Annotated in this window: 16 protein-coding genes; 6 read left to right on the forward strand and 10 right to left on the reverse strand. The window is 63.0% G+C overall.

The window, feature by feature from the left end; translation table 11 throughout:
* Positions 1 to 39: 39 nt before the first annotated feature.
* Entirely contained in the window at positions 40 to 390 is a 351-nt protein-coding gene (locus HMPREF2808_RS13115; RefSeq protein WP_083299213.1) for an ArsR/SmtB family transcription factor, read from the forward strand.
* 110 nt (positions 391 to 500) lie between these two features.
* On the opposite strand, the gene ndk is transcribed toward HMPREF2808_RS13115, so the two are convergent.
* From ndk to HMPREF2808_RS09290, 6 genes are read right to left on the reverse strand one after another with little or no spacing between them, the layout of a single operon-like run.
* Positions 501 to 911, reverse strand: a complete 411-nt coding sequence (ndk, locus tag HMPREF2808_RS09265; protein ID WP_070519481.1) for a nucleoside-diphosphate kinase — start codon at positions 909 to 911, stop codon at positions 501 to 503.
* Between the two features lie 59 nt (positions 912 to 970).
* Positions 971 to 1,282: a hypothetical protein gene (locus HMPREF2808_RS09270; RefSeq protein ID WP_070519479.1), complete on the reverse strand. Its 312-nt coding sequence runs from the start codon at positions 1,280 to 1,282 to the stop codon at positions 971 to 973.
* Between the two features lie 5 nt (positions 1,283 to 1,287).
* The gene (locus tag HMPREF2808_RS09275; protein ID WP_070624526.1) at positions 1,288 to 2,133 is read right to left on the reverse strand and encodes an alpha/beta hydrolase; all 846 of its coding nucleotides are present in this window, start codon (positions 2,131 to 2,133) and stop codon (positions 1,288 to 1,290) included.
* A gap of 48 nt (positions 2,134 to 2,181) precedes the next feature.
* Positions 2,182 to 2,628 carry a DUF4233 domain-containing protein gene (locus tag HMPREF2808_RS09280; RefSeq protein ID WP_070519477.1) on the reverse strand — a complete coding sequence of 149 codons (447 nt, stop codon included), beginning with the start codon at positions 2,626 to 2,628 and terminating at the stop codon, positions 2,182 to 2,184.
* Complete coding sequence (locus HMPREF2808_RS09285) at positions 2,625 to 4,154, reverse strand: bifunctional tetrahydrofolate synthase/dihydrofolate synthase (RefSeq protein WP_070624518.1); 1,530 nt, start codon at positions 4,152 to 4,154, stop codon at positions 2,625 to 2,627. The genes HMPREF2808_RS09280 and HMPREF2808_RS09285 overlap by 4 nt, the downstream gene beginning before the upstream one ends.
* Positions 4,154 to 6,892 carry a valine--tRNA ligase gene (locus HMPREF2808_RS09290; RefSeq protein WP_070624519.1) on the reverse strand — a complete coding sequence of 913 codons (2,739 nt, stop codon included), beginning with the start codon at positions 6,890 to 6,892 and terminating at the stop codon, positions 4,154 to 4,156. Before HMPREF2808_RS09290 ends, HMPREF2808_RS09285 begins: the two co-directional genes overlap by 1 nt.
* 57 nt (positions 6,893 to 6,949) lie before the next feature.
* Here HMPREF2808_RS09290 and panB point away from each other — a divergent pair, with 57 nt between their 5' ends.
* Positions 6,950 to 7,771: a 3-methyl-2-oxobutanoate hydroxymethyltransferase gene (gene panB / locus HMPREF2808_RS09295; protein ID WP_070519471.1), complete on the forward strand. Its 822-nt coding sequence runs from the start codon at positions 6,950 to 6,952 to the stop codon at positions 7,769 to 7,771.
* 11 nt (positions 7,772 to 7,782) lie between these two features.
* Positions 7,783 to 8,604, forward strand: coding sequence for a pantoate--beta-alanine ligase (gene panC, locus HMPREF2808_RS09300; RefSeq protein WP_070519469.1), 822 nt, complete (start codon positions 7,783 to 7,785; stop codon positions 8,602 to 8,604).
* Here the strand turns inward: panC and HMPREF2808_RS09305 are convergent.
* Positions 8,601 to 9,563: a malate dehydrogenase gene (locus tag HMPREF2808_RS09305; RefSeq protein WP_070530427.1), complete on the reverse strand. Its 963-nt coding sequence runs from the start codon at positions 9,561 to 9,563 to the stop codon at positions 8,601 to 8,603. The genes panC and HMPREF2808_RS09305 overlap by 4 nt on opposite strands.
* Positions 9,564 to 9,738: 175 nt before the next feature.
* On the opposite strand from HMPREF2808_RS09305, the gene HMPREF2808_RS09310 reads away from it, so the two are divergent.
* Entirely contained in the window at positions 9,739 to 10,482 is a 744-nt protein-coding gene (locus tag HMPREF2808_RS09310) for a TetR/AcrR family transcriptional regulator (RefSeq protein ID WP_070519465.1), read from the forward strand.
* Positions 10,483 to 10,722: 240 nt separating this feature from the next.
* On the opposite strand, the gene clpX is transcribed toward HMPREF2808_RS09310, so the two are convergent.
* Positions 10,723 to 12,018: an ATP-dependent Clp protease ATP-binding subunit ClpX gene (clpX, locus tag HMPREF2808_RS09315; protein WP_070624520.1), complete on the reverse strand. Its 1,296-nt coding sequence runs from the start codon at positions 12,016 to 12,018 to the stop codon at positions 10,723 to 10,725.
* 198 nt (positions 12,019 to 12,216) lie between these two features.
* Between clpX and HMPREF2808_RS09320 the strand changes: the two genes are divergently transcribed.
* Positions 12,217 to 13,521 (forward strand): MFS transporter, encoded by a 1,305-nt coding sequence (locus tag HMPREF2808_RS09320; RefSeq protein WP_070624521.1) that lies wholly within the window; start codon positions 12,217 to 12,219, stop codon positions 13,519 to 13,521.
* Between the two features lie 41 nt (positions 13,522 to 13,562).
* Positions 13,563 to 14,333: a 3-oxoacyl-ACP reductase FabG gene (gene fabG / locus HMPREF2808_RS09325; RefSeq protein WP_070624522.1), complete on the forward strand. Its 771-nt coding sequence runs from the start codon at positions 13,563 to 13,565 to the stop codon at positions 14,331 to 14,333.
* Between the two features lie 53 nt (positions 14,334 to 14,386).
* On the opposite strand, the gene HMPREF2808_RS09330 is transcribed toward fabG, so the two are convergent.
* Positions 14,387 to 15,010 (reverse strand): ATP-dependent Clp protease proteolytic subunit, encoded by a 624-nt coding sequence (locus tag HMPREF2808_RS09330; protein WP_070530420.1) that lies wholly within the window; start codon positions 15,008 to 15,010, stop codon positions 14,387 to 14,389.
* Positions 15,011 to 15,031: 21 nt separating this feature from the next.
* The gene (locus tag HMPREF2808_RS09335) at positions 15,032 to 15,631 is read right to left on the reverse strand and encodes an ATP-dependent Clp protease proteolytic subunit (RefSeq protein WP_010190917.1); all 600 of its coding nucleotides are present in this window, start codon (positions 15,629 to 15,631) and stop codon (positions 15,032 to 15,034) included.
* Between the last annotated feature and the right edge of the window lie 92 nt (positions 15,632 to 15,723).

A 15,723-nucleotide genomic window follows, 5' to 3' on the forward strand; every position in this document is an offset into this window, starting at 1 on the left:
TATGATTACGAAGGCAAGCATAGCCCATATACTGAACACATGGCTTCCTCCCCCGCTCCCAAGACCAGCGCTGACGCGGCTGAGTGTTGTTCCCTCAGCACGGGCCCTCTGAGCGCCGCCGAGGCGGCGCACTTTTCCCAGCAATTTAAAGTCCTGGCTGACCCAGCCCGCCTCCGGCTCCTGTCCATTCTGTGTGATGAAGGGTGCGGACCGATGAGCGTCACGAAACTCACAGAGCTCACCGCACTGAGCCAACCCACAGTCTCCCACCACTTGGCACGTCTGCGGGAAGCTGGCCTCCTCACCCGAGAGCAAAGAGGCCGTACCGTCACTCATCGCGTTGAAAAAGACGCTTTTACGGCGTTGCGCACACTTCTCTCTTTCGATTGACCCGCGAACCAGCGTGCACCCGTTAGCCAGCGTGCAATAGCGGGGCGGGAAATAGAAAAAGCCCGAGCATCTGCTCGGGCTTCGTTACGCGCTCAGCGCAGTAATCATAGTTAGAGGTTCGGGAACCAGATGGAGATCTCACGCTCAGCGGACTCCGGGGAGTCGGAACCGTGAACGACGTTCTCGCCAACGGTCAGAGCGAAGTCACCGCGGATGGTGCCCGGGGTGGCCTTCTCCACTGGGTGGGTGCCACCGGCGAGCTGACGCCATGCGGCGATGGCGGATTCACCTTCGACAACGCCCGCAACCAGCGGTGCGGAGGTGATGAAGTCAACGAGATCGCCGAAGAAAGGCTTATCCTCGTGCTCTGCGTAGTGCTTCTTTGCGGTCTCCTCGTCGGCGACGCGCAGATCCATGGCGACGAGCTTCAGGCCCTTGCGCTCGATGCGGGAGATGATCTCGCCCACGTGGCCGTTCTTCACGCCGTCCGGCTTGATGAGAATGAGTGTACGTTCAGTCATAGGGCACATAGTACAGAACAGGTGCTCCCGCGTCCCGACAGTGGGCCAATTATTAAGCGCTACGTGAGGCGGCGCACGATTTCCTCCGCGCGCTCATGGCTCGTGCCACGAAACCACATCTGTACTTGACGCACGGCCGTGCCGTATTGGCCGCTCTCCAGCAGGCCTTTCAGCTCCTCGCGGTGCCATTCTTCCAAATCCGCAAACTCCACCGGGCGCTCGTCGCGCTGCTGTTTGAGCACGCCGACGACGAGGAAGACGAAGGCCGGAATCAACAGCGCCAGTGGCAGCGCAAAACCGCCAAAATACAGCTTGGCCACGAGAGCAGCGATGCACAGCAGGGCGGACAGGCCGTAGAGAAGAAAGAGCATGCCGGCTAGTCTAGCGCGTTCAGCGTCGACTGCAGCCAGACGCGAGAGTTCATGAGCAGGCGCTTCGCCTCCGCGGTATGGGGAGCCCACAACTCGAAGGCGTGGACGCCGCCATCCACAACCTCGCACTGCGTGGGCACGCCTGCGGACTTCAGGCGCTCGGCGTAATCCACAATCTCGCCGTAGAAGAGCTCGCTGCTGCCCGCATACAGCCACGCCGGCGGTAGGCCAGACAGTTCCGCGCGGCGGCCGGGCACGGCATAGGGCGCGTCCGGCTTGCCGTTGGTGTAGTAGCGCCAGGCCTGCGCGTTGGAATCCGCATCCCAGATGGGGTTGCGGTCGGTGGACGCTGCGCGGTCATCCAGCATCGGACAAAATAGCCACTGCCCCGCCGGCTGGATTCCGCCTTCATCATAGAGGCGCTGGCACAAGGCGGCGGCGAGCCCTCCCCCGGCGCTTTGGCCGCCGATGACAATCCGATCCGGACTAATTCCCAGCTCCTCCGCGTGCGTGAGGAGCCAGTGGTGGGCCGAGTGGACGTCGTCAAGCGCGGCCGGATAGGGGTTTTCCGGGGCATAGCGATAGCGCGGCGCGATGACGGTGACGCCGACTTCCGCGGCGGTCTCTTTGAGGTGTTTGACGTCCTGGCGCGGATGGCCCATGAGCAGCCCTCCGCCGTGGATCCACAACACGGCGCCGCGTGGGTTCTCCGGGCTATAGATGGTCGCGCGGATTTCGGCGTTTCTCACCCGCCGCGTGCGCACGCCCTGGATATAGGGGGCGGGCCACAGCGCTGGAACTACACGCCCGGCGCGGCGGATCAGCGGGTTGGTCGGATCCCACAAAGACATGAATGCTGCGCCCGCGCGCAGCTCCGGCCGGATATACACCGCGGCGGTCTACTTCTCAGTCAGGTGCTGCGTAGTGAGGTAGCCGCGGTCCATGCGGGCAACGAGCACCGAGCGCATATACGCCGCCAGAGCCCAGAGAAGGGCGAAGATGATGAAGATCGTGGCCACGGACCAGTGGACCATGAAACCAAGAACAATGCCGATGACGTGGAACACGATCAATACCCCGACGACCCAGGACTTGTTCATGAACGGGAAGGACGCTAACAACAGCACCATAAATCCGATGACCACGCCATAGTTGAACGGGGTCCACAGGGTGCCGTCATACAGCTTGTACAGCATCGGCAGCGCCAAAACCAAGGTGATGAGTTCCAGCGTGAGGGAACTGGCCACCACCATGCCACCGAATTGCTTGAGGGGATCCTTGGCCGGCGCTTGGCCTAGTCCGAGCGGGCCGATCTCCTCCTCGGGGACGGGTTTGCGGGGGCTCATGCGGGCTCCTTTCCAAAGAGTGCGCGGGCGTCACCTGCCGTGACCACCGAGCCAGTAATCACGATGCCGGAACCGGACTGCACATCGGCCTCCTCCGCCAATTCCACGGCTTGGGTATAGGCGCTGGGCAGCTCGGGTTCGACATACACGCGCTCCTCACCGAAGATGTCGCGGGCGAGCTCCGCTAGCTCGTAGGCATCGCGGGCGCGCGGCGAGGTGTTCTGCGTGATGACGACTTCCGTGAGAACGGATTCCAGGGCCGTGAGGATGCCGGCGGCGTCCTTGTCGGCGAAGATGGACACCACGCCGATGAGGCGGGCGAAGTCGAAGTCGCGGTCGAGCGCTGCGGCTAGGGCCTTAGCGCCGTGCGGGTTGTGGCAGGCGTCCAAGAAGGTCGTGGGGCTGGTGCGCACGCGCTCCAGGCGTCCGGGGGAAATGGCCTTGGCAAAGCCGGTGCGCACGGAGGCGATGTCGAGCTGATTGCCTGACGACGCCCCGAAGAAAGCCTCCACCGCCGCCAAAGCGACGGCCGCGTTCTTGGCTTGGTGCTCGCCGTGCAGCGGCAGGAAGATGTCCTCATAGAGGCCGCCGAGACCTTGGATGGTGAGCTGCTGGCCGCCGACGGCAATGCGGGATTCCAGCGCGGCGAACTCGGAGCCCGCGCGCGCTACGCCGGCGCCGACGTCGACGGTGCGCTGCAGCAGCACGCGCATGGCCTCCGGCTCCTGCTCGGCGATGATGGCGATGTTCTCCCCCGGCGTGAGCACATCATCGGCGTCGTGCTCGCGGGCTTTGATGATGCCGGCCTTTTCACCGGCGATCTCGGTGATGGTGTCACCGAGGTAATCCGTGTGGTCGAGACCCACCGGCATGACCACGGCTACCTCCGCGTTGACCACGTTCGTGGCATCCCACGTGCCGCCGAGGCCGACCTCAACCACGGCGACGTCGATAGGCGCATCGGCGAAGGCCGCGTAGGAAATACCCACGAGCACCTCGAAGGTGGACATGGGGATGTCGGAGCGGGAATCCACCATTTCCACATAGGGCTTGATTTCGCGCCAAATGCGCACGAAGTCGCGCGGGTGGATGGGGTGGCTGTCGATGCCGATGCGCTCGGTCACCAACTGCAGGTGCGGGCTGGTGACGAGGCCTACTCGGCGGTGGAAGGCGCGCAGCAGCGAATCGATCATGCGCGCGGTCGAGGACTTGCCGTTGGTGCCTGCAACCTGGATGACGTGGAAGGAACGCTCCGGGTTGCCCAAGAGATCCATGAGCATCTCGATGCGCTCGAGGCTGGGCTCAATGATAGTCTCCGGGGCACGCGCGTTGAGCTCCGCGGTCACCTGAGCCAGCTCCGCGAGCTCCTCCGGCGTGGCCTGCTCGGGCGCTACCTCCTCGTAGTCATCCTCACCGCCGAGGTTGAGCGTTAGGCCGGAGTCGGTGATTTCGACCGGCCCGCCATCGGTGCCCTCCGCGAGGGCATCGACGACCTCAAATTCCTCGCGGTCTTTCTCCTCCGCCACTACTTGAGCCCCTCCAGACGTGCGGTGATGCGCTCGACTTCTTCCTGGGCCACCTGCTGGCGCACGCGGATCTTCTCCACGACTGCCTCCGGCGCCTTGGACAGGAAGGCCTCGTTGCCCAGCTTCTTGCCGGTCTGGTCCAGCTCCTTTTGGGCCTTGGCCAAATCCTTCTCCAGGCGCTTGCGCTCTGCGGCGACGTCGACGGCACCGGAAGTGTCCAAGGTGACCTCGACGGTGGCCTGGGACAAGCGCACCTCGATGGAGGCGGACGCGGTGAAGTCCTCACCCGGCTCGGTGGTGTTGGCCAGGTTGCGGATGAGCCCTTCCTGCTCCTGCAGGTCGGCCGCGGCGAAATCGAGGCGGCCCGGGACCTTCTGCGAAGGCTTGACACCCTGGTCGGAGCGGAAGCGGCGCAGCTCGGTGATGAGCTTGTCTGCGTCCTGAATGCGGCGGGCGGCGACCTCGTCCTTCTCGGCGCCGCCGTTGGTGTGCTCCTGAGTCGGCCACTGCGCGGTGACGATGGTCTCCCCGCCGGTCAGGGCCTTCCACAGGACCTCGGTGACGAACGGCATGGTCGGGTGCAGCAGGCGCAGAACCAGGTCGAGCACGCGGCCCAGGACGATCTGGGTCGTGCGTCCGGTGGCCTGCTCCTCGGCGCTCGCCGCATCGAAGTCGCGCGGGATCTGGGTCTTGGCAATCTCCAGGTACCAGTCACACAGCTCATCCCACACGAAGTGGTAGAGCAGCTCGTTAGCCTTGGCAAACTGGTAATCATCCAGGTAGGCGTCCACCTTGGCGCGGACCTCTTCGGAGCGGTCGAGGATCCAGCGGTCGGCGTCGGTCAGCGCGTCGCGTGCCGGCAGCTCAGCCACGCCCGCGCCGTTCATGAGCGCGAACTTGGTGGCGTTGAAGAGCTTGGTCGCAAAGTTGCGGCCGGCAGCGGCGGCATCGACAGCCAGCGGCAGGTCCACGCCCGGGTTCGCGCCGCGGGCCAGGGTGAAGCGCAGTGCGTCCGCGCCATAGTCGCGCACCCAATCCATCGGGTCGATGCCGTTGCCCAAGGACTTCGACATCTTGCGGCCCTGCTCATCGCGCACCAGGCCGTGCAGGTAGATATCCGTGAACGGAACCTGCGGGCGGCCGTCCTTGCCCTCACCGAGCAGCTCCGGGGTGTGGGCGCCGGCGAAGGTGCCGAACATCATCATGCGGGCGACCCAGAAGAAGAGGATGTCATAGGCGGTGACCAACACGTTCGTGGGGAAGAACTTCTCCAGATCGGCGGTCTTTTCCGGCCAGCCCATCGTGGAGAAAGGCCACAGCGCAGAGGAGAACCAGGTATCCAGAACGTCCGGGTCCTGGACGTAGCCTTCTGGGGCTTCCTCGTCGGGGCCGACGCAGATAATGTCGCGCTGGCCGTCCTCGCCCTCCGGGCCGTACCAGATCGGGATGCGGTGGCCCCACCACAGCTGGCGGGAGATGCACCAATCGTGCATGTCATCGACCCACTCGAAGTAGCGCGGCTCCAGGGACTTCGGGTGGATGGTGGTATCGCCCTCGCGGACGGCATCACCGGACATCTTCGCCATCTTCTCCACGGCCACGAACCACTGCAGGCTCAGGCGCGGCTCGATGGGCTCGCCGGAGCGCTCCGAGTGACCCACGGAGTGGACGTAGGGGCGAATCTCCTTGACAATGCGGCCCTGCTCGCGCAGCGCCTCACGGATCTCCACGCGGGCTTCTTCGCGGGTCAGGCCATCGAACTTCGTGCCGGTGTTCGCGATGTGGCCGGTGGTGTCCATGATGGTGGGCATGTCCAGGTCGTGGCGCAGGCCCATGGCGTAGTCATTCGGATCGTGCGCCGGGGTGATCTTCACGGCACCGGTACCGAATTCCATGTCCACGTAATCATCGGCGATGATCTTCAGGCTCAAATCATCGCGGAAGGGGTGCGGCAGCTCCTTACCCACCAGGTGGGCGTAACGCTCGTCATCGGGGTGGACGGCGATGGCGACGTCACCCAGCATCGTCTCCACACGGGTGGTGGCGACGATGAGGTGCGGTTCGTCGTCGTTCAGCGAGCCATAACGAATGGACACGAGCTCGCCCTCGACGTCCTTGTACACGACCTCGATATCGGACACCGCGGTCTCCAGCACCGGGGACCAGTTAACCAGGCGGTTGGCCTGGTAGATCATGCCCTCGTCGTAGAGGGTCTTGAAGATGGTCTGCACGGCGCGGGAGAGGCCATCATCCAGGGTGAAGCGCTCGCGGGACCAGTCCACCGAGTCACCGATGGCGCGCATCTGGTTCTGGATGGTGCCGCCGAATTCTTCCTTCCACTCCCAGACCTTGTTGATGAATTCCTCGCGCTCATAGTCCCAGCGCTTCTTGCCTTCCTGCTCACGCAGGCGGGCCTCCACCTTGGTCTGGGTGGCAATACCTGCGTGGTCAGCGCCCGGCAGCCACAGGGTGGCATAACCCTGCATGCGCTTGCGGCGAATGATGGAGTCGATCAGAGTGTGGTCCAGGGCGTGGCCCATGTGCAGCTGGCCGGTGACGTTCGGCGGCGGCAGCACGATGGAATAAGGCTCCGCCTCCGAGGAAGCATCCGGGGTGAAGTAACCGGCGCTTACCCAGCCTTCGTAGAGGTCTTTCTCTACTGCCTGCGGCTCCCAGGACTTGGGAAGCTGGTCCGCGCGGTTGGTGCCAACGAGTTGCTCTTTATTCTGATCAGTCACCTGGCCAACTCTACCCTGTGCGTCAACTGGCACCACCGGCCTGTCTAGAGTAAGGGCATGTCTCACAACCCTGGCCACCGCGCCCGCCTCCGCACCCGCCATTTCGCCCGCTCTAAAGAAAACTCTCAGGCCTTCGCGTGCCTGACGAGCTATGACTGCATGACCGCCGAAATCTTCGATGAAGCCGGGGTAGATCTCCTGCTCGTCGGCGATTCCCTGGCCAATGTGGTCCTGGGCCGCGAAACCACGCTCTCGCTCACCTTGGATGAGATGATCCCCCTTGCCCGCGCGGTGGTTGCATCGACCTCCCGTGCCTTCGTGGTGGTGGACCTTCCCTTTGGCTCCTATGAGGACGGCCCCTCCCAGGCGCTCGAGACCGCGGTGCGCGTCATGAAGGAAACCGGCGCGCAGGCCGTGAAGCTGGAAGGTGGTGCGGAGCGCGCTCCCATTGTTGCCGCGCTTGTCGCCGCCGGCATCCCCGTCTGCGCCCACATTGGCTTTACACCCCAGCAGGTCCACGCCTTGGGCGGCTTCGTGGTCCAAGGCCGGGGTGCCGGTGCGGAGAAGCTTCACGACGACGCCCGCGCCCTCGCCGAGGCCGGCGCCTTCGCCGTGGTGCTGGAGATGGTCCCCGCAGCCCTTGCTGAGCAGGTGACCAAGGAGCTGCCCATCCCCACCATCGGCATCGGCGCTGGCACGCAGACCGACGGTCAGATTCTGGTGTGGACCGATGCCTTCGGCCTGGGCGGTCCCAAGGCGCCGCGTTTTGTGCGCCGCTACGCGAATCTGCGCGGCGCGCTGCTGGAAGGAGCGAAGGACTATGTCGCAGATGTGGGTGAACGTTCCTTCCCCAACGCCGAGGAGTCTTTCGAGGACTAAGGTCTTAAGCCATGCAGATCCTCACAACTAAATCCGAACTCCGTGCCTTCCGCGCGGCAACGTCCGGCTCCGTGGGCTTGGTACCCACGATGGGCGCGCTTCACGACGGCCACGCTTCCCTCATTCGCCGCGCCCGCGAAGACAACGACACCGTGGTGTGCTCGGTCTTTGTCAACCCCCTCCAGTTCACGGACCTGGGCGATTGCGAAGACTACCGCGCCTACCCGCGCACCCTCGACGCGGATGCCGCGCTGCTGGACTCGTTGGGAGTCGATGCGGTCTTCGCCCCCAGCGTGGAGGAAATGTACCCGGGCGGTACCCCGCGGGTGTGGGTGCGCACGGGTGAGATGGGCTCGGTCTTGGAAGGCGCTTCACGCCCCGGCCACTTCGACGGCGTAGCCACCGTGGTGAGCAAGCTGTTTCACCTTGTCGCACCGGACCGCGCTTATTTTGGGCAAAAGGATGCGCAGCAAGTAGCCATCATCCGTCGCCTGGTGGCGGACCTCGATGTGCCGCTGGACATCATCAGCGTGCCCATCGTGCGCGCAACGGACGGCGTGGCCGAGTCCAGCCGCAATGCACGCCTCAGTGCCGCCGAGCGTGAGCAGGCGGTCGCCCTATCCCAGGCGCTCTTCGCGCTGCAGGATGGCGCCTCGCTCAAAGAAGCCGAGGCCCAGCTCGCCACCTCCCCCGGCGTGACGGTGGATTACCTCACCGTGGTGGACCCAGCCACGCTCGAGCCCGTAGATACACAACACCGGCCCGCCTTGGCGCTGGTTGCAGCGCAGGTGGGGCCGGTGCGACTCATCGATAACTTGGTGCTGGAGGCTTAGCCCTTCAGCAGGTGGGCTACGGCCTCGCGCTCCTCACGCAGCTCCTGCACGGAGGCCTCGATGCGCTCCTTCTGGAAGTCACTAAGCTCCAGGCCTTGGACGATTTCCCACTTTCCGTCGCGGGAGACGGTGGGGAAACCTGCGACGAGCCCCTCGTCCACGCCATAGGAACCATCCGAAACGATGGCGGCGGTGCGCCAATCCTCGGTGCCATGGATCCAATCGTGCATGTGATCCACCGCGGCGGATGCTGCGGAGGCTGCCGAGGAGCGGCCACGCACGGCGATGATCTCGGCGCCGCGCTTGGCCACCTTCGGAATCATCTCCTCCTTGTACCAGGTCTCATCTACCTCGGCGTTGGAGTAGGTCAGGTCCGGGAACTGGGAGGCGGAGTGGTTGCCCCAAACGGCAACCTTGGTCAGCTCCGCGGTGGGCACGCCCGTCTTGAGGGACACCTGGCTCAGCGTGCGGTTGTGGTCCAGACGCATGAGCGCGCTGAACTGGCTCGGGTCCAGGTCCGGAGCGCTGTTCGCGGCGATATAGGCGTTGGTGTTGGCCGGGTTGCCCACGACGAGGACGCGAACGTCGCGTGCGGCGACGGCGTTCAGCGCCTTGCCCTGCACAGTGAAGATAGCGCCGTTAGCCTCCAACAGGTCAGCGCGCTCCATACCCTTGGTGCGCGGGCGGGAGCCCACGAGGAAAGCGGCCTTGGTGTCCTTGAAGGCCACCTCCGGATCATCGGTGACGGTAATGCCGCGAAGGAGCGGGAAGGCGGAGTCATTAAGTTCCATGGCCACGCCCTCAGCGGCACCAACGGCGTCCGGGATTTCCAGCAATGCGAGTTCAACTGGAGTGTCCTTGCCATAGACATCGCCGGCAGCGATGCGCCACAGCAGGGAGTACGCGATGTTGCCGGCGGCGCCGGTCACGGTGATCTTGACGGGTTGAGAAGCAGTCATGTGTGAATCCTTTCGGCTGGGTACTCACTTCCCCACCCTAGTCCCGTTTTTCGCCCCCATGGGGTGTGATTTTACCCCCGAAAGATGCGAGTTCTTTGCACTTGAACTCCATGGCCGTCTTTTTTCGGCATAGTGGACAACTGTACGCATATTCATCGACTAGACGGGACTTTCCATGAGCACTGAGACTGCAACGGTCGACTCCGGCTCTGTTGAGCACGTGATCGATGTTGCGATAGCGCAGTTTTCTGAGCACGGTTATGCCGATACCAAGCTCGAAACCGTGTCGAAGCTGTCTGGAATGTCCAAGCGCATGATCCATTACTACTTCGGGGATAAAAAGGGCCTCTACCAGCAGGCATTGGCTGCAGCTGCCCAGCGGCTCAACCCTCCGGAGGGCAGCTTGGAAATCAATTCCGCGGTCCCGGTAGAGGGCGTGCGCACTTTGGTGGACTGGATGTTCCGCCAGCACGTGGACAACCCGGAGGCCATCCGGATGCTGACGATGGAGTCCTCTCACAGTGTGCTGGAGTCCTCGCACGCGCTTGTCGACGTTTCAGCGATCTCCCTCCACCTCGACAGGCTGCTTATGCTGGGCCAAGATTCCGGCGCCTTCCGCCCGGGCATTTCTGCGAACGATATCTTCACTCTGATTTCGGCGCTGACGATGTACCGGGTGACAAATCACGCGATGATGAGCAATCTGCTCGACATCGATATGCACACCCACAACAACACCGAGGGTCTGCACCGCATGGCCGTCGATGCCGTGCTGGCCTTCCTCACGGCGAACATCCCCGACATTGGCTTTGAGTCCTACCTCAAGCAGAACGAGACCGAGCTGGAAGCCGAATCCGCGCCCTTGGACGTCTACTCCACCGAGGACGAAGGCGACGTGTCCCGGGACCTCTACGAGTAGAACCCTCTTCCCAGCACCGGGCGAGCAATAAAACCACAGTAAAGGAACCATTTACCCGCCGGCCCGTGCATAATCCCAGGTCACGATCTCGCGCCATAGCTAAATGGTCCCACTCATCTGGTTCCTTTGCCCCCAGCACGAAGATGGCATCTGACAGACGGCGTTTTTAGGCCTGAAAACGCCTTTTAGACAGCGCAAGAGGCATCTTCAGCCGTGAAGATGCCTTTTATAAGATGCCGTTTAGGCGGATTCCTTCGCCTCATCCGAGTACACGAACTCCGGCTCGCCGCCGTCAGTCACGCAGTCCTGCGTGATGTGGACGCTGGCAATGTCCTCGCGGTCCGGAAGGTCATACATGATGGGAACGAGCAGCTCCTCCATGATGGCGCGTAGGCCGCGGGCACCGGTCTTGCGCTCGAGTGCTAGCTCGGCAATTGCCTCCAGCGCCGCATCCTCGAAGTGCAGCTCCGCACCATCCATACTGAACAGGCGCTGGTACTGCTTGACCAGGGAGTTCTTCGGTTCCACCAATACCTTAACCAGCGATTCGCGGTCCAGGTTGTCCACCGTGGCAACCACCGGAAGGCGGCCGATGAATTCCGGGATGAGGCCGAACTTCACCAGGTCCTCTGGGCGCACCTGGGAGAAGAAGTCGACGGACTCCTTCTCGTCCTTGCTCTCCAGCTTGGCGCCGAATCCCACGCCCTTCTTGCCCACGCGCTCCGAAATCACCTTGTCCAAGCCCGCGAAAGCACCGGCCACGATGAAGAGGATATTCGTGGTATCCAGCTGGATGAACTCCTGGTTCGGGTGCTTACGTCCACCCTGCGGCGGAATGGCCGCCACGGTTCCCTCGAGGATCTTCAACAGCGCCTGCTGCACGCCCTCACCGGACACATCGCGGGTAATCGAGGGGTTCTCCGACTTGCGGGAGATCTTGTCCACCTCATCGACGTAGATGATGCCGTGCTGCGCGCGCTCCACATCAAAGTCCGCAGCCTGCAGCAGCTTGAGCAGGATGTTCTCAACATCCTCGCCCACGTAACCGGCCTCGGTCAGGCTCGTGGCATCCGCGATGGCAAAGGGGACGTCGAGCAAACGCGCCAGGGTCTGCGCCAGGTAGGTCTTGCCGGAGCCCGTCGGCCCCAGCATCAGGATGTTGGATTTGGCAATCTCCACCTCTTCATCCTGAGTCTTCTTCCGACGGCCCTCCAGGCCGGCGGCTTCCTCAGCCTTGATGCGCTTGTAGTGGTTGTACACAGCCACCGACAACACACGCTTGGCCTGGTCTTGGCCGATGACATACTTATCCAGAAAAGCCGAAATCTCCGAAGGACGCGGAAGACGCATTTCCTTCTCTTCGTCCGCCTCAGCCTGAGCCGCGCCGAGCTCCTCCTCGATGATTTCGTTGCAGAGCTCGATGCACTCGTCACAGATGTAGACGCCGCCGCCGGCGATAAGCTTCTTCACCTGCTTCTGGCTCTTTCCACAGAAGGAACACTTGAGCAGGTCAGCGCTTTCTTGCATACGTGCCATGAAGGCCTTTCAACTCTTTTCTCTGGGGTTGGGTGGAGCGATTTTACCGCAGTCCATTCCACTCTAGTAAACCACCCAGACCCGAGCGCTATTCCTCGCGCGGCGGCGTGCCATTGAATTTAAAACGGCTGTTAATGGACATAGACAGAGCGGTTCACTAACTTACATCGAAACCTCTCCATCAGCAGAAAGACTTTCATGGATATCCGCGAACTCATCGACCGCTCCCCCATGGGCGCGCGCCAGTGGCTCATCATCGCCATCGCCCTTTTCCTCAACGCTCTCGACGGCTACGACATGGTGGCCATGGCCTTCGGCGCCGGACCTGTCAGCGAAGAGTTCGCCTTGTCCGATTCCTCCCTGGGCTGGCTCCTCTCCGCCGCGCTTATCGGTATCGGCCTCGGCTCCTTCTTCCTCGCCCCGTTAGCTGACCGCCTCGGGCGCACCACGCTGATTACCGTCTCACTCATCATCGACCTCGTCGGCCTCGTTCTCACCGCCCTCGCGCCAACGTTTAGCCTTCTCCTCATCTTCCGCCTCATCACCGGCATTGGCGTCGGCGGCGTCCTCGTCTGCGTCACCGTCCTCGTCAGCGAGTATTCCAACCTGCGATTCCGCGGACTGGCCGTCGCCATCTATGCCTCCGGCTACGGCCTTGGCGCCTCCTTCTGCGGTGTTATCGCATCAACCTTCGATAGCTGGCAACCCATCTTCTGGGTCGGCGCAACGCTCACCGTCGTGGCCCTCGCTCTCACGGTTGCTGTCGTCCCCGAATCCGCCGACTTCCTCGCCGCACGCGGCCGCATGGGCGCCGTGCGCACCATCACCGCCAAACTCGGCCTCAAGGGCGAGGTCAGCGTCCGCCCCCGCAGCACCCACACGGCGTCCTACAAGGACCTCATCTCCCCACAGTTCCTGCGCACCTCCATCAAGCTCTGGCTGGCATTCAGCTTCATCATGTTTGCCTACAACTTCACCTCACAGTGGACCCCGAAGCTGCTTACCGCCGAGGGCCTGACTGCTCAACAAGGCATCATCGGCGGCATCATGCTCTCCTTCGGCGGGGCTATCGGCGCCATCCTCTTCGGCCTATTCACCACGCGCATCGACGCCCGCCCGCTGCTCATCGCCTTCTGTCTTGTCTCCTCCGTCGTCCTCGTCGGCTTCATCAACTCCACCGCCGTGCCCACCCTCATGTTCGCCCTCGGTGTCGGCGTAGGCCTTAGCCTCAACGCCTGTATCTCCGGCCTCTATACCGTCACCCCGGAGGCCTACCCTTCCGCACTGCGCACCACGGGAACGGGCGCCGCCATCGGCATCGCCCGCGTCGGCGCCACCCTCGCGCCCATCCTGGCCGGCTACCTCCTCGAAACAGGCTGGACCCCGACGGGCCTCTACACCCTCGCTGGTGTTACCGTGGTGCTGGCCGCGCTCTCCCTCATCGGCGTGCGTGCCTACACGGCGGCCACGAAGCACAGCACGCCACAACCGGTAGCGGCCTAGGCTGGGGCTCAGAGCCACCCTCAACCGCAAAGGAGCTTCACATGTTCGATCTTCAGGACCAGGTTGCCATCGTCACAGGAGGTGCCGCCGGCATCGGCCGCGGTATCGTCAGCGCCCTGCGCGAGGCCGGCGCGACCGTCGTCATCGCTGATCTCAACGAGGAGGCCGCACACAAAACCGCCGAAGAACTCGGCGCGGACGCCCTGCTTGTCGACGTCACCTCGCGCGACTCCGTCCGCACCCTTTATGGGGACGTCGTCAAGCGCTATGGCCGCATCGACATTGTCTGTTCCAACGCCGGTGTCTTCCCCAACTGCCCGCTCGAGGACATGAGCGACGAGCAGTGGGACGCCATGTTCGCCATCAACACGCACGGTACGTTCACCGTGGTGCAGGAAGCGCTGCCTTACATGAAGAAGGCGGGCTACGGGCGCATCGTCATCACGACGTCTATCACCGGCTCGCACACCGGTTACCCAGGCTGGGCGCACTACGGCGCTTCGAAGGCCGCGCAGCAGGGCTTCATGCGCTCCGCCGCCCTGGAAGTGGCGCGCGATGACATCACCATCAATGGAGTTCTACCGGGCAACATCCTCACCGAGGGTTTGGAGGGCCAGGGCCAGAAGTACCTCGACCAGATGGCGCGCTCCGTCCCCATGCACCGCTTAGGTTCCCCGCGCGATATCGGCAACGCCGCGGCCTTCCTCGCTTCCCGCGAGGCAGGCTACATCACGGGACAGACCCTCATCATTGACGGCGGCCAGATCCTTCCCGAGTCCCCGGAGGCCATCCTGCCGCCCTACGAGGCCTAAGCGCGACTAAAGCCCCGCTTCCTTTCGGATAGCGGGGCTTTAAGCTTGCTCACTTAGGCGTTGAGCTTGCGGTAATCAAAGACGGTATCGATGAGGCCGTACTCGACTGCTTCCTGCGCGGTGAGGATCTTGTCGCGGTCGGTATCGATGCGCACCTGCTCGGCGGTGCGGCCGGTGTGCTCGGCCAAGGTTTGCTCCATGAGGCGGCGCATGCGCTCGATCTCGTTGGCCTCGATCTCGAGGTCCGAGACCTGGCCCTGCGTGCCCTGCGTGCGCGGCTGGTGAATCAGCACACGAGAGTTCGGCAGAGCGGCGCGCTTGCCCGGGGCACCGGCGGCCAGCAGAACAGCCGCAGCGGAAGCAGCCTGGCCCAGGCAGACGGTCTGCACGTCAGGACGTACATAACGCATGGTGTCGTAGATGGCCATCAGCGCGGTAAAGGAGCCGCCCGGGGAGTTGATGTACATCGTGATATCGCGGTCCGGATCCTGGGACTCCAGGACCAGCAGCTGCGCCATGATGTCGTTGGCGGAGGTGTCATCGACCTGGGTGCCCAGGAAGATGATGCGCTCCTCGAAGAGCTTGGAATACGGGTTGGTGGTCTTGGATCCCTGTGCGTTCTGCTCAATGAACTCCGGCAGAACGTAGCGGGAAGAAGGCATCTGAAGATTAGACATGGTGATAAAGCTCCTTGTTCCCTAGTTGGTGATAGGACCGTTAACGGACTCAATGACGTGGTCGACGATGCCGTATTCCTTGGCCTGCTGGGCGGTGAACCAGCGGTCGCGGTCCGAATCCTTGGTGATTTGCTCGAAGGTCTGGCCAGTGTGCTCAGCAATCAGCTCAGCCATCTCACGCTTGGTCTGCGCGAACTGCTCAGCCTGGATGGCGATATCTGCAGCGGTACCACCCACACCAGCGGAAGGCTGGTGCATCATGATGCGGGCGTGCGGCAGCGCGTAGCGCTTGCCCTTGGTGCCACCAGACAGGAGGAACTGGCCCATCGAAGCAGCCAGGCCCATGCCATAGGTAGCCACATCGCACGGCGAGTACTTCATCGTGTCGTAGATTGCCATGCCCGCGGTAACGGAGCCACCCGGCGAGTTGATATAAAGCGAAATATCGCGCGTGGGGTCCTCTGCAGACAGCAGGAGGATCTGGGCGCACAGTTTGTTGGCAATCTCATCATCCACCTGGGTTCCCAGGAAGATAATGCGCTCGCGCAGCAGGCGCTCATACACGCTATCGCTCAGATTCATACCCGTAGACGACGAGTTCATTGAAATCTTCTCAGACATGAATGGTTCTCCTTCAAGTGAAGAATGCTTTAACTGGCCCCACCTTACCGGCATTCCTCTCAAACTTGGCCTCTGTTCGCTATGAGCGTTGG

Origin of the sequence: Corynebacterium sp. HMSC078A10, assembly GCF_001811565.1 — a bacterium.
GTDB lineage: Bacteria > Actinomycetota > Actinomycetes > Mycobacteriales > Mycobacteriaceae > Corynebacterium > Corynebacterium hesseae.

Coding starts and splice junctions, on each gene's coding strand:
- HMPREF2808_RS13115 (WP_083299213.1), top strand. CDS start 40: ATGGCTTCCTCCCCCGCTCCCAAGACCAGCGCTGACGCGGCTGAGTGT.
- ndk (WP_070519481.1), bottom strand. CDS start 911: ATGACTGAACGTACACTCATTCTCATCAAGCCGGACGGCGTGAAGAAC.
- HMPREF2808_RS09270 (WP_070519479.1), bottom strand. CDS start 1,282: ATGCTCTTTCTTCTCTACGGCCTGTCCGCCCTGCTGTGCATCGCTGCT.
- HMPREF2808_RS09275 (WP_070624526.1), bottom strand. CDS start 2,133: ATGTCTTTGTGGGATCCGACCAACCCGCTGATCCGCCGCGCCGGGCGT.
- HMPREF2808_RS09280 (WP_070519477.1), bottom strand. CDS start 2,628: ATGAGCCCCCGCAAACCCGTCCCCGAGGAGGAGATCGGCCCGCTCGGA.
- panB (WP_070519471.1), top strand. CDS start 6,950: ATGTCTCACAACCCTGGCCACCGCGCCCGCCTCCGCACCCGCCATTTC.
- panC (WP_070519469.1), top strand. CDS start 7,783: ATGCAGATCCTCACAACTAAATCCGAACTCCGTGCCTTCCGCGCGGCA.
- HMPREF2808_RS09305 (WP_070530427.1), bottom strand. CDS start 9,563: ATGACTGCTTCTCAACCCGTCAAGATCACCGTGACCGGCGCCGCCGGC.
- HMPREF2808_RS09310 (WP_070519465.1), top strand. CDS start 9,739: ATGAGCACTGAGACTGCAACGGTCGACTCCGGCTCTGTTGAGCACGTG.
- clpX (WP_070624520.1), bottom strand. CDS start 12,018: ATGGCACGTATGCAAGAAAGCGCTGACCTGCTCAAGTGTTCCTTCTGT.
- HMPREF2808_RS09320 (WP_070624521.1), top strand. CDS start 12,217: ATGGATATCCGCGAACTCATCGACCGCTCCCCCATGGGCGCGCGCCAG.
- fabG (WP_070624522.1), top strand. CDS start 13,563: ATGTTCGATCTTCAGGACCAGGTTGCCATCGTCACAGGAGGTGCCGCC.
- HMPREF2808_RS09330 (WP_070530420.1), bottom strand. CDS start 15,010: ATGTCTAATCTTCAGATGCCTTCTTCCCGCTACGTTCTGCCGGAGTTC.
- HMPREF2808_RS09335 (WP_010190917.1), bottom strand. CDS start 15,631: ATGTCTGAGAAGATTTCAATGAACTCGTCGTCTACGGGTATGAATCTG.